General features: G+C 45.1%; 9 protein-coding genes. 8 read left to right on the top strand and 1 reads right to left on the bottom strand.

Annotated elements, in window-relative coordinates:
• The first annotated feature begins 41 nt into the window (after nucleotides 1-41).
• Nucleotides 42-971 (top strand): cysteine synthase A, encoded by a 930-nt coding sequence (gene cysK, locus G632_RS0112860; RefSeq protein WP_022769711.1) that lies wholly within the window; start codon nucleotides 42-44, stop codon nucleotides 969-971.
• Between the two features lie 116 nt (nucleotides 972-1,087).
• Nucleotides 1,088-2,593, top strand: coding sequence for an alanine/glycine:cation symporter family protein (locus G632_RS20035; RefSeq protein WP_022769709.1), 1,506 nt, complete (start codon nucleotides 1,088-1,090; stop codon nucleotides 2,591-2,593).
• On the opposite strand, the gene G632_RS21350 is transcribed toward G632_RS20035, so the two are convergent.
• Nucleotides 2,571-3,230, bottom strand: a complete 660-nt coding sequence (locus tag G632_RS21350) for a 4'-phosphopantetheinyl transferase family protein (RefSeq protein WP_022769708.1) — start codon at nucleotides 3,228-3,230, stop codon at nucleotides 2,571-2,573. The two genes, G632_RS20035 and G632_RS21350, sit on opposite strands and share 23 nt — an antisense overlap.
• Before the next feature lie 81 nt (nucleotides 3,231-3,311).
• On the opposite strand from G632_RS21350, the gene G632_RS0112845 reads away from it, so the two are divergent.
• The 6 genes from G632_RS0112845 to G632_RS0112820 all read left to right on the top strand — a co-directional run bounded on the left by G632_RS0112845 (nucleotide 3,312) and on the right by G632_RS0112820 (nucleotide 12,514).
• The gene (locus tag G632_RS0112845) at nucleotides 3,312-4,016 is read left to right on the top strand and encodes a LytR/AlgR family response regulator transcription factor (protein ID WP_022769707.1); all 705 of its coding nucleotides are present in this window, start codon (nucleotides 3,312-3,314) and stop codon (nucleotides 4,014-4,016) included.
• A 1-nt stretch (nucleotide 4,017) separates the two neighbouring features.
• On the top strand, nucleotides 4,018-5,328 hold the full coding sequence (locus G632_RS0112840; protein WP_022769705.1) for an ATP-binding protein: 1,311 nt from the start codon (nucleotides 4,018-4,020) through the stop codon (nucleotides 5,326-5,328).
• A complete protein-coding gene (locus tag G632_RS0112835) occupies nucleotides 5,325-6,449 on the top strand; it encodes a GGDEF domain-containing protein (RefSeq protein WP_022769704.1) in 1,125 nt (374 codons plus the stop codon). Before G632_RS0112840 ends, G632_RS0112835 begins: the two co-directional genes overlap by 4 nt.
• Before the next feature lie 98 nt (nucleotides 6,450-6,547).
• Nucleotides 6,548-8,968: a glycoside hydrolase family 3 C-terminal domain-containing protein gene (locus tag G632_RS0112830; protein WP_022769702.1), complete on the top strand. Its 2,421-nt coding sequence runs from the start codon at nucleotides 6,548-6,550 to the stop codon at nucleotides 8,966-8,968.
• A gap of 13 nt (nucleotides 8,969-8,981) precedes the next feature.
• Nucleotides 8,982-9,536, top strand: a complete 555-nt coding sequence (locus G632_RS0112825) for a GtrA family protein (protein ID WP_022769701.1) — start codon at nucleotides 8,982-8,984, stop codon at nucleotides 9,534-9,536.
• Between the two features lie 38 nt (nucleotides 9,537-9,574).
• Nucleotides 9,575-12,514 carry a glycoside hydrolase family 3 protein gene (locus tag G632_RS0112820; protein WP_022769700.1) on the top strand — a complete coding sequence of 980 codons (2,940 nt, stop codon included), beginning with the start codon at nucleotides 9,575-9,577 and terminating at the stop codon, nucleotides 12,512-12,514.
• Nucleotides 12,515-13,130 lie beyond the last annotated feature (616 nt).

The following is a 13,130-nucleotide window of genomic DNA, read 5'->3' as shown; positions in this document are numbered from 1 at the left end:
TATTCTTTGCATAGGTATTTGTTGGAAGGAGAAGCGCTCACATGGTTTATGAGAATGTACTTGATGCAGTCGGGAATACTCCGCTGGTTAAGCTTGGAAGAATGGCAGGAGAGGACAGCGCTGAGATACTGGTTAAGTTTGAAGGGGTCAATATCGGCGGATCCATCAAGACCAGAACTGCTCTTAACATGATATTAGAGGCTGAGAAACAGGGCCTTATACATGAGGATACGATAATTGTTGAGCCTACCAGTGGCAATCAGGGAATCGGCCTTGCGCTGGTTGGTGCAGTCAGAGGCTATAAGACCATAATCATCATGCCTGATTCTGTCAGCGAGGAGAGAAGAAAACTCATTAAGCATTACGGCGCTGAGGTTGTTCTTATCCACGACGACGGCGATATAGGCAAATGCATAGACGAGTGCCTAAGGACTGCTCTTAAGATGCGCGATGAGAATCCAAAGGTCTTTGTACCTCAGCAGTTTGAGAACCCCAACAATACCATGGCTCACAAGAACGGAACAGCCCTTGAGATCCTTAAGCAGGCAGACAGACCAATCCACGGCTTCTGCTCAGGAATCGGCACCGGTGGAACCCTTACAGGTATCGGTGAAGTGTTAAAAGATAAATACCCGGATATCGAGATCTGGGCTGCCGAGCCTGAAAACGCTGCAATCCTTGCAGGCGGAAACATTGGAACCCATATGCAGATGGGCATCGGCGACGGAATCATTCCTGATATCTTAAACCAGTCCATTATCGATCACATCTGTGTTGTGACTGATGATGAAGCCATCAATACATCCAAGGACCTGGCAAGGTTTGAGGGATTTATGTGCGGAATATCCAGCGGAACCAATGTGGCAGCAGCCCTGAAGCTGGCTAAAAAGCTTGGCCCGGGCAAGACTGTGGTTACAGTTCTTCCGGATACGGCAGAAAGATATTTCTCTACACCACTATTTGATGATTAATTAAAAATCTTTATTGCTTTAATGCAGTGCAGTATGATATACTATCTCAAAACAAAGGCGTTTCGATTCATTTCGTGCGCCTTTTTGCTTTATCGTGGTTTTAGGAGGAGATGTATATGGGCAATTTACTAAGTAACGTTGAGAACGTCAACAATGCTGTAAACGGTTTTGTCTGGGGACTTCCCATGCTGATTCTGCTTGTGGGAACCGGCATTCTTATGACAATTCTTACAAAGGTATTCCAGATTTCACATTTTAAGCACTGGATCAGGAGTACTATCGGTGGAATCTTTAAGGATAAGCATGTCACAGCGCACACAGGTAAGGATGACACGCAGATCTCTCAGTTCCAGAGTCTTTGTACCGCGCTTGCAGCAACCATCGGAACAGGTAATATCGCGGGTGTTGCAGCGGCTATTCTTTCAGGTGGTCCCGGAGCGATCTTCTGGATGTGGATCGTTGCATTCTTCGGAATGATGACCAACTTCTCTGAAAATGTCCTTGGTATTTACTATAGAAGAAGGAACGAACGCAATGAGTGGTGCGGAGGCGCCATGTACTACCTTAAGTACGGCCTTGGCTCCAAGAAGGGCTTTGGCCATATCGGTGCAGCTCTTGCAGTAATGTTCAGCTTGTTCTGCGTAATAGCTTCCTTTGGTATCGGCAACATGAGCCAGATCAACTCAATTGCTGTCAACATGAATTCTGCCTTTGGAATTCCTCACGTATTTACAGGAGCACTCCTTATGGCACTGGCAGGCCTCGTTATCGTAGGCGGTCTTAAAAGAATCGCATCCGTAACCGAGAGACTGGTGCCTTTCATGGCTGTTATCTATCTGGTCTGCACAATCGTTATCATTGTTCTCAACTTTGATAAGGCAGGTGCTGTATTTGCATCAATAATCAAGGGAGCCTTCGGTATGAGAGCAGTTGGCGGCGGAATCGTAGGTAGCGGAGTTGCTTATGCTATGCAGTGGGGAATGAAGCGTGGCGTATTCTCAAACGAAGCAGGTCTTGGATCTTCCGTTATGGTTCACTCATCTTCAAACGTAAGAGAACCTGTAGTTCAGGGAATGTGGGGAATCTTCGAGGTATTTGCAGACACCATCATCGTATGCTCACTTACAGCTTTCGCCGTTCTTTCCAGCGGACTTGTTAATCTCGATACAGGTGAAGTTATTTCTGATGCAGTATCAACAGCTCTTGTTGCAGAAGCGTTCTCAACAGTATACGGTCGTGCCGGAGCAGCATTTATCGCCATTGCGATCCTGTTCTTTGCTTTCTCAACTGTACTTGGCTGGAGCCAGTATGGAAGCAAGGCTTTTGAGTATCTCTTTGGTACCAGGTCAGCCAAGATCTATCAGCTGATATTCGTAATCTTCATCATGGTTGGTGCAACTATGGACCTTACACTTGCCTGGGATCTTTCGGATACCTTCAACGGAATGATGGCTATTCCAAACCTTATAGGTGTTCTTGCACTTTCGGGAACAGTAATGAAGATAACACAGAATTATGTTGACAGAAAAATAAAAGGAAAGCACGTTAAACCCATGCTTTCCGCTGTAGATGAGATTCAGGAGCTTCACGAAGAAGAACTCAAAATGGCTTCAGGAGAGTGAAATCTTCGCACTCTGAACAGATAGTTATCTGATAATCATCGATTTCATAAGGTATCAGATTTAGCGCCTCACAGTCGCACGCGGCTGATGAGGCCTTTATTTTGCCGTTTTCAAGCCTCAAAAGAATGTTCTTTGGACTTAGGGAGATTCCCTTTCCGCAGTGTTTCATGATGCTCTCTTTTACAGTCCAGAGCCTCGTGTAGACTTTGTCCATGTCACTTTCGCTCATCATCAGCTCTTTTGCCAGATCCTGATCCTGTGGCATAAATACGTAATTGACAAGGCTTTCCTTAAAGTGCTTGACCTTCTCAATATCCACGCCGATTTCTTTATCCGAAATGCCAAGAACAACCATTTCGCCTGAGTGGGATATGTTGAAAAAGACATCTCCACGCCCCTTAATGCGTGGCTTTCCATTCTCTGAGAGCTCTATCTCATAATCATCAAAACCACAATCTTTCATAGCTTTGTCCAAAAGCATTCCTGCTCCGAGAGATAACAGCTTAGAGCGATGAGGCTTCAGGGCGTCGACTTTTCTCTTCCTGAATTCAGGCATCTTATCATACCAGAGATCAAACTGCACCTGATCCTCAAGTATATCTATATTCATAACGTATAATGTGTTTTCTATCTTCATAATACACACATTATAGCAATAGAAATGAAGAATGCAAAAATAGTGTATAATAATTCGTAACAGAGACAGGAGAGATTACGGATGATAAATCTTGCAATCGTAGAGGATGAAGATTCATACGCGGACCAGCTTGTGGAATTTGTGAATAAGTATCAGCAGGAGAGCGGTAATTATTTCAAGATCACCAGGTTTAAGGATGGAGATGAGATAACAAACGGCTATAAGAGTCAGTTTGATATCATTCTCATGGACATAGAGATGAAGCTCATGGACGGCATGACGGCGGCGGAGGAGATCAGAAAGCTTGATCAGAACGTGGTCATTATGTTTATCACCAACATGACCAACTATGCCATAAGAGGGTATCAGGTTGACGCCCTTGACTATGTCCTTAAGCCAGTGAGTTACTTTGCCTTTTCGCAGAAGCTCGACAGAGCGCTTGGCAGGGTCAAAAAAGAGGATTCCAACATCATTTCCATAGAGATGTCCTCCGGCGTTAAAAAGCTTGATATCGACAATATCTTTTATATAGAGAGCCAGGGGCACAACTTGAATTTCTACACCGGAGCCGGTGAGTTTACCATAAGAGCCAAGCTCTCGGACTTCGAGCAGCAGCTTGCACCCTACAATTTCTTCAGGAGCAACAAGGGGTATCTGGTGAACCTAAAGTATGTGGACGGTGTTGAGAAGGGTGCGTGCATCATAGCAGGCAAGCAGCTCCTTATCAGCCGCGCCAGGAAAAACGACTTCATGGCGGCACTGACGGATTACATGGCAGGATCATAATATGGAAAATTATTATCAGGATATACCAAGACTATACACAGCCATAGCAGAGTGGCTGGCCTGTTTTATATATTGCCTTGTCCTTAAGCGCAAGGTGAGCAGGAACAAATTTATATTGATCTCAGTAACTGCACTCATTGTGCAGTCTCTTTTTCTCGTGTTTACAAAAGACCTTCCGCTGTTCATGTGGGTTCCCTGCATGCTGATGGCTGTGTTTTTTATGTTCGTATTCATGTACAGTGTCTGTGAGGACACGGTAAATGTCGTCGGCTATTACTGCGCAAGGGCTTTCCTTCTGGCAGAGCTTGCTGCGTCCCTTGAATGGCAGCTGGCATGCTTTTTTGCAAGGCTCAATGACTCGCAGATACTTCAGATCATCATCCTCGTTGCTGTGTATGCCTTTGTATTTATCTGGGCGCTCCATATGGAAAAGAGCATTACGAGGGGAATCTTCCAGCTGGAGATAAACACCCACGAACTATTTGCTGCGGTGATCATTGCTGCAGCTATCTTTGCTTTCAGTAACCTTAGCTTCATTTTCTCAAACACTCCCTTTTCTGCAGGTGTTGCTGCGGATGTGTTCTATATAAGGACTCTTGTTGACGTTGCGGGAATCATGATCCTATACGTTTACCAGAGCCGTATCTGTGAGCTCCTTGCGGAAAAAGAGTTGAGTAACATCCACTCAATGTTGAAAGCCCAGTACGATAAGTACAGAAACTACCAGACTACCTTTGACATGATCAACGTCAAGTATCACGACCTTAAGCACCAGATCGCGGGACTGCGTGCGGAGATGAGCGATGAACAGCGACAGAAGTGGATTGATGACATGGAGCAGGAGCTTGAGTCCTACAGCCCTGAGCTTGAGACAGGAAACAGCGTTCTGGATACGCTGATTGCAGGTAAGATGATGAACTGCAGGGCTAACAACATCAAGGTGACCTGTGTTGCGGATGGCAATATCCTGGATTTCATGCACGTGGCAGATATATGTACGATATTCGGAAATGCCCTTGATAACGCCATTGAGAGCGTATCGCTCATAGAGGATCCGGAAAAGAGACTCATTCATTTGTCAGTGTCTACGAAGAAGAATTTTGTTATAATACAGATAAATAACTATTGCGAAAATCAGATAAAGATCAAGAATGGTTACCCTGTGACAACAAAAGCCGATAAAACAAGTCACGGTTTTGGGTTAAAGAGTATACGTTATACTGTCGATAAATATCATGGAACTGTAACTTTTGACGTAAACAAGAATTGGTTTGAGCTTAAAATACTAATACCTCGCGGAGGCACTTTATGAATATAGGAGCTGTAGGCACATCGGATTTTATGGGATTTATTCTGCTTGTTGCCCTGCTTATCAGCAGCAAGATCAGAAGGACCGATGACAAACACCCGGAATTCAAGATATATACCGTAATAGCTATTCTTACCATGGTGGCCTGTGTCGTTGACTTTATTTCATTTTATGTGGATGGGATAAATAAACCCGGCATGAGGCTGGTCAATATTCTGACCAATACGTTTTGTTTTGCGGCGAATCCTCTTTTTGTTGCTTCCTGGTGTCTTTATGAGGATCTTAAGCTATACCGTTCCATGACCAGGGTAAAAAGAATTTATACCTATGCCTTTATACCGGCAGTAATAATGGTTATTATAGCGCTTGTCAATATGTTTGTGCCCATCATCTTCAGGATTGATGAGCAGAATGTTTACAGCAGGCTTCCCTTTAGTTATGTGTACTATATTGTAGATATCGGATATGTTCTTTTCAGTATATTTATTTACAAGGGCTATGAGAGAAGATACGGAAAGATCAGGTTTTTCCCTCTTTATCTTATGATCGGTCCAATAGTTTTGGGCTGTGCCATTCAGGTGGTTATTTACGGAGTATCACTGATGTGGATATCGACAGCTGTTGGACTTACAGCAATCTATATGTCCATACAGAACGAGTTTTCATACCTCGATAAGCTGACAGGACTATACAACAGAGCCTATCTTGACTATCTACTTGAGACCAGCACAAGAGAAAAAAACAATCTTGGCGGAATCATGATTGATGTTGACTACTTTAAGCAGATCAATGATACCTTCGGACATTCCTATGGTGATGAGGCCCTTATAGACGTGGCAAGGATCCTTACTTTTGGTAAGCCGGACAAGGCAGTAGCCATCAGATTTGCCGGAGACGAATTCATAATCCTTGTTAAGGGTGTCTCGGAGAAACAGCTCCAGAACATCGTTAACAGCATCAGGGATGAGCTTAAGCTCTTTAACGATACAGAAGAGAGAAGATATAAGCTTTCCCTATCTCTAGGATACAGCATTTACCAGCCGGCTCATGACTCCATCGATAACTTCCTAAAGCGCATGGATGACGCCATGTATGAGGAAAAGAAGGAAAAGCATTCCAGATAATTTAATTACCGTTCATGACAAAAATCGTACCGTTTGTGACAAAAACGGCACGATTTTTTTTGCGTGCTAGGATAAAGTCATGAGAAAGGAGTAAGATCGTGAAACATCAGGACATTATCTCAAAAATGACAATAGAAGAGAAGGCAGCTTTCCTTAGCGGAAAGGGCGAGTGGGAGACAAGAGATTTTGAAAGAGTAGGAATTCCTTCAATCTTTTGTTCAGACGGACCTCACGGTATCAGAAAGCAGGCCGGAGCGGGAGACCATCTTGGACTTAACGAGTCACTTCCTGCCACATGCTTCCCTACAGCAGCCACAATTGCAAACAGCTGGGACGAGGACCTGGGCGAAACCCTTGGTGATGCACTGGGAGAAGAGGCTATGGCGCTGGGCGTGAACGTCCTTTTGGGACCCGGTCTTAATATAAAGAGAAGTCCTCTCTGCGGAAGGAACTTCGAATATTTCTCAGAGGATCCGTACCTTGCAGGCAAGATGGCAGCTTCCTATGTTAGAGGAATCCAGTCACAGGGCGTATATGCCTGCCCCAAGCACTTTGCGGTAAATTCACAGGAGCTTCGCCGAATGGCCATGAACTCCGTTGTGGATGAAAGAACCTTAAGAGAGATATACCTTACAGGCTTTGAAATAGCAGTTAAAGAGGGCGGTGCTAAGGCGATCATGTCGGCCTACAACGAGGTCAACGGCACCTACGCCAATGAGAATAAACATCTGTTAAAAGAGATCCTCAGAGATGAGTGGGGATTTGACGGAATCGTAATTACCGACTGGGGTGCAAGTAATGATCACGCACTCGGAGTTGCAGCAGGTTCAAACCTTGAGATGCCAAATCCTGGTCTGGATTCAGCAAGAGAGCTTGTTGAAGCAGTAAGTTCCGGCAAGATTTCGGAAAAAGACCTTGATGAGAGAGTGGATGAACTCTTAGATGCAGTTATAACTCTATCTGCAAATGCAAAGGGCAGAAAAGAGGATTTTGATAAGAATGCACACCACGGCATTGCCAGAAGGGCAGCAGCTGAGAGCGCAATCCTGTTAAAGAACGAAGACAGTATTCTTCCTCTTAAGAAGGGAGCCAAGGTTGCAATAATCGGTGACTTCGCCTTTGTTCCAAGATACCAGGGAGCAGGATCTTCCCTTGTTAATCCAACCAGGGTTGAGACCATTTCAGAGATGGTAAAAGGCTATGACCTCCAGGTTGTGGGCATGAGCCGCGGATATTCAAGGAGCGGAGAAGAGGATGCACAGACAAAGAAGGAAGCACTGGATCTTGCTTCAAGGGCTGATATAGTTCTTTTCTTCTTTGGACTTAATGAGAATTCAGAGTCTGAGGGAATGGACAGAACTCATATGAGAATTCCCCAGAATCAGATAAATCTGCTTCAGGAACTTGGACAGGTTAATTCAAACCTGGTAGGTGTTATCAGCGCAGGCTCAGCAATCGAGATGCCCTGGCACCACTACTTCAAGGCGCTTCTCCACTGTTACCTCAACGGACAGGCAGGAGCGGGAGCTACTCTGGATATCCTTACAGGAGCGGTCAATCCCTCCGGAAAGCTCTCAGAGACAATACCGAGAAGACATGAGGATACACCTGCTTACCGCTACTATCCAAGCCAGGAGAGGAACTCAGAGTACAGAGAGAGCCTTTACGTAGGCTACAGATACTATGACACAGCTGATGTTCCTGTGCTTTATCCTTTCGGTTTCGGACTCTCATACACGAGCTTTTTATATACAGACATTACAGCAGATGAAAGCGGAGTGTCTTTTACCTTAACAAACACAGGTGATAAGGACGGAGCAGAAGTTGCTCAGCTCTATGTATCCCTTACGGATGGAAATGTCTTCAGACCTGCAAAAGAGTTAAAGGGCTTTAAGAAAGTTTATTTGAAAGCCGGTGAAAGTCAGAAGGTCACAATCTCTTTTGACGATAAAGCATTCCGCTATTACAACGTAAAGACCGGTAAATGGGAAGTTGAAGGTGGAAAGTACAGGGTGATGATAGGAAGCAGCAGCGCAGATATCAGAGCATGCGCTGATGTTGAGATTGAGGGAACTACATTTGATTTCCCTTATGACAAAGAGAAGATGGCTTCCTACTATACAGGCAAGATTGAGAATGTTAAGGACTCCGAATTCGAGGAACTCCTCGGAAGACCAATACCTGATGGAAAGTGGAGCGGAGAGCTCACAAGAAACGATGCTATGTGCCAGATGTATTACGCAAAGAGCGGACTTGCGAGATTTGCGTACGGCAGGCTGACAGCCATGAAGAAAAAGGCTGACGAAAAAGGTATCCCGGATCTGAACACTCTTTTCATTTATAACATGCCATTCAGGGCTATGGCCAAGATGACAGGCGGAGCCGTGAGCATGGAAATGGTGGACGGAATCGTAAATCTTGTAAACGGACACTTCTTTAAAGGAATCGGAGCCGTAATAGGCGGCTACTTTAGAAACAGCAAGAAGAACAAAGCCTATGAGGCAAAGATGAAAAAGTAAGGGGATAAGAGAAATGAAATTTTGGAATGATTTTGCTACAAAGCATCCTGCCATAGCAAAGTGGGTCAGGGAAGGCGGACTCTTCGTTATCGTAAGTAACGCCATCACAGTATTTAAGTACCTGCTGCTCACATTTCTGCCGGCTGCATTTGCCTTTCTTGGAGATCGCAGCTTTGGCTGGCCGGGAATTCCGCTGACACTCTTTGGAGAGACTTTCCAGTGGAACATCCTGGGATATGATCAGGCTCATGGCGGACTTGCTTACTTCACAGCTTACATGATCGCAATGATCATCGGCGAGTGTATAAATTTTCCAATCCAGAAGCTCTTCGTGTTTAGAAATCACGACAAGCCGGGAAAGCAGATTGCATGGTATGTGCTGGCATTTATTGTTATCACCTGCATAGTAAATTCCATCAACTGCATCTGGGTAGCTGTTGCAGGAAAGTTCGTTCCTGCATGGGTTTACAATATCGGAACTACGGTTTTAAACGGCGGAGTGTCAATGGTGGTATTCTTCTTTGTTAACAAGATAATATTCCCCGAGACACCAAAAAGCGCCGAGTAAAATAACAAGCTTTTTTTAATGGGAAGGAGAAAAAGAATATGTTACAAATCAACATTGCGGACGTCATTGCAGTACTTGGCACAATGATCCCACAGCTGGTTATCATTGGGGTGGTACTTGTCGCAGCTATCATCTGCACGATCGCAGCAATCAAAATCAAGAAGCCTTTAAAGGGCTTTGTAAGAAAGCAGGCATGGCTTGTATTTCTTTTGACACTGGTACTTGTTGTTACCAATATCTTACTGGTACCTATGTATTCCATGGTAAACATGGCAATGGGCGGCGGAAAGATTTCCGAGGAGTCCTCTGAGCAGGCAAAAGAGCTCTGCACACAGATCGCAGAGGAGGGAATAGTTCTTTTAAAGAATGATTCCGCAGCACTTCCTCTTGCAGCAGGCACAAAGGTAAACGTATTCGGATGGTCATCAACCAATCCTATCTACGGCGGAACAGGTTCAGGAGCGCTCTCAGCAGCATATCCTACAGTTGATTTCCTTCAGGGACTTACAGATGCAGGAATCGAGTACAACCAGGAACTCGTAGACTTCTACAAGGGATGGAGAGATTCAAGACCTTCAGTTGGAATGATGGGTCAGGACTGGACAATTCCGGAGCCTACAATTGATGAGTACGGGGACCTCTTTACATCAGCAAAAGACTATTCTGACACAGCAATCTTCTTCATTGCCCGTTCAGGTGGTGAGGGCGCCGATCTTCCTGTAAACTACGACGGCGTTGACACATATAACTATGATCCAAACAGCTGGTTCGGTGGAACAGGAACACGTTACTCAGAGCAGGCTGATGACCTTGATGCAAACAAGTCATACCTTGAGCTCTCAAACAGAGAGAAGGCTCTTCTTGACAAGGTTACATCTGACTACAGCAAGGTTATCGTTATTGTAAACTCAGCTAACGCTATGGAGCTTGGCTTTGTAAATGACTACTCACAGATCAAGTCAGTTATCTACTGTCCCGGAACAGGTCAGACAGGTTTTGACGGACTTGGCGAGATCCTTGCAGGTCAGGTTAATCCTTCAGGTAAGACAGCAGATACATTCGTTGCTGACCTTCATGCAACACCTACAGCCAACAACTTTGGCGACTTTGATTACACAAACATGACAGAATTCGGATATGAGAACATGTTCGCTGAGGGCGGAATGGCTTATCCTACATTCGTTAACTATGTAGAGGGTATCTATGTTGGATACAGATTCTACGAGACAGCTTTTGCTGAAGCAGAGGCAGGCAACATGGAGTTTGATTATGACAGCGCTGTTGTATATCCTTTCGGATACGGCCTTTCATACACAACCTTCACTCAGGAGATGGGTCCTGTAAACAACGACGGTAAGACAGTTTCTTTTGACGTAACAGTTACAAACACAGGTAGCGTTGCAGGTAAGGACGTAGTTGAAGTTTACTACAATCCTCCTTATACAAACGGCGGAATTGAGAAGTCAGCTGCAAACCTTATCGCGTTTGAAAAGACAGACCTTCTTGAGGCTGGTGCATCTCAGACACTTAATATCTCTTTTGCCCTTGAAGATATGGCTTCATACGACACATACGGCGAGGGATGCTACGTACTTGAGGCAGGAGACTACGAGATCTCAATCAACACAGATGCTCACAACAAGATCGCAAGTGAGAACGTAACAGTAGATACAAAGGTTGTTTACGACGAGTCAAACAAGCGTGAGTCTGACTTTGTTGCAGCAACAAACCAGTTCGGATTTGCTGAGGGAGATTCATTTACATATCTCTCAAGAGCAGACGGATTTGCAAACTATGATGAGGCTACTGCAGCACCTGCAACTACTGAGATGTCAGATGCTTACAAGGCTACATACTTTAACGAGACAAACTATGATCCTACTACATACAACAACGATGCAGATGTAATGCCTACAACAGGCGCTAAGAACGGAGTTAAACTCGCAGATCTTCGCGGCGTAGATTACGATGATGCTAAGTGGGATTCACTGCTTGATGAGCTCACAGTTTCAGAGATGAACACCCTTATCGCACTCGGCGGATATGAGACATCAGCAGTTGATTCTATAGACAAAGTCATGACTTATGACTGTGATGGACCTGCTTCCATCAACAACAACTTCACAGGCCAGGGTTCAATCGGATTCCCTGCAGCAGTAATGATCGCTTGCACATGGAACAAGGATCTTGCTTATGCATTCGGCGATTCAATCGGACAGATGGCTGACGAAATGGATGTTTCAGGTTGGTATGCACCTGCAACAAACACACACAGAAGCGCTTTTGCAGGACGTAACTTCGAGTACTACTCAGAGGACGGCGTTCTCGCAGGCTGGATGTGCGCAAAGGCAGTAGACGGAGCAAGAGCTCACGGTGTTTACTCATACGTTAAGCACTTTGCAACCAACGATCAGGAGACCAACAGAACAGGCTTCCTTTGCACATGGCTCAACGAGCAGTCACTTCGTGAAGTTTACCTTAAGTCCTTCGAGATCGCATTCAAGAAGGCAAACCCTGCAGCAACCATGGTAGCTTTCAACAACATCGGAACAGTTCCCGCTGAGGCTTGCTCAGAGCTCCTTAACACAGTACTTCGTGGCGAGTGGGGCTTCAGAGGTCTTGCAGAGACTGACTACTTCGGTGGCTACGGTTACCAGGATTCAGACAGAATGATCAGAAACGGCTGTGACCTGATGCTTGCTACATATGAGACACCTCAGTCAACAGTTACAGATCAGACTTCTGCTACATCAGTTATTGCCATGAGACAGGCTTCAAAGAACATTCTCTACACTGTTGTTAACAGCCGCGCTTATGACAAGAACATCAGCACAGGACTTCCTACATGGGTTAAGATCCTCTATGCTGTAGATGCACTTCTTCTTGCTCTGATTGCATTCCTTGAGTACAAGGCAATCAAGAAGTACCTTGCCAAGAAGAAAGAGATGGCTTCAGAGAGTGTAAGCGCTGAGGTATAAAACAAAGATAATTATTCCAGAACTCCCCGGTATACGCCGGGGAGTTTTTTTGAGTCACAGGGGACGTTTCAGATTGACTCATTTTGAGTCACAGGGGACGTTTCAGATTGACTCATTTTGAGTCACCGGGGACGTTTCACTTTGACTCACAAAAATGAGTCAAGGGAGAGTCAATGGGGACGGTTCTCTTTGACTCTCGCGAGTCAAGGGGAGTCAAGGGGAGGGTTCTGTTGACTCGCTAAGCGAGTGGGGCAGGCGTTAGGGGATATAGGCCCGCCGCCATGGGATTGTAGCTCACATAAATACCGGACCCAAGGGCTGCCCGGGCGCCAAAGGGCGGCGCCCAGCGTACTGTCCCTTGACTCCGGTATTTATATGAGCGGTCGGTCACTAAGGCGGGCCGATAAAGTGGGCACGGGTTATGCAGAGACTATGGCGATTGTCTTGAATTGTCGAGGAATGCATCACAAAGAATCTGTGGTCTGCTGGTTGTGATGCTGAAGAAATTTTATTCATCTAATTTTCTACATATATGAGAAAAAGTGCCTGATGGGTATAGAAAAAATTCGTGTTGAAAAGGATGATTGAGCTATTTTTCTATATATATGCACAAAAG

The sequence above is a fragment of the Butyrivibrio sp. NC2007 genome, from assembly GCF_000421405.1.
Lineage (GTDB): Bacteria > Bacillota > Clostridia > Lachnospirales > Lachnospiraceae > Butyrivibrio.
Note: the sequence above shows the minus strand (reverse complement) of the source record. Positions and strands in the feature narration are given on the sequence as shown.

Excerpts from the sequence above, each read along its gene's own strand:
- G632_RS21350 (WP_022769708.1), bottom strand. The coding sequence starts at position 3,230 with ATGAAGATAGAAAACACATTATACGTTATGAATATAGATATACTTGAG.
- G632_RS20035 (WP_022769709.1), top strand. The coding sequence starts at position 1,088 with ATGGGCAATTTACTAAGTAACGTTGAGAACGTCAACAATGCTGTAAAC.
- G632_RS0112820 (WP_022769700.1), top strand. The coding sequence starts at position 9,575 with ATGTTACAAATCAACATTGCGGACGTCATTGCAGTACTTGGCACAATG.
- G632_RS0112835 (WP_022769704.1), top strand. The coding sequence starts at position 5,325 with ATGAATATAGGAGCTGTAGGCACATCGGATTTTATGGGATTTATTCTG.
- G632_RS0112840 (WP_022769705.1), top strand. The coding sequence starts at position 4,018 with ATGGAAAATTATTATCAGGATATACCAAGACTATACACAGCCATAGCA.
- cysK (WP_022769711.1), top strand. The coding sequence starts at position 42 with ATGGTTTATGAGAATGTACTTGATGCAGTCGGGAATACTCCGCTGGTT.
- G632_RS0112845 (WP_022769707.1), top strand. The coding sequence starts at position 3,312 with ATGATAAATCTTGCAATCGTAGAGGATGAAGATTCATACGCGGACCAG.
- G632_RS0112825 (WP_022769701.1), top strand. The coding sequence starts at position 8,982 with ATGAAATTTTGGAATGATTTTGCTACAAAGCATCCTGCCATAGCAAAG.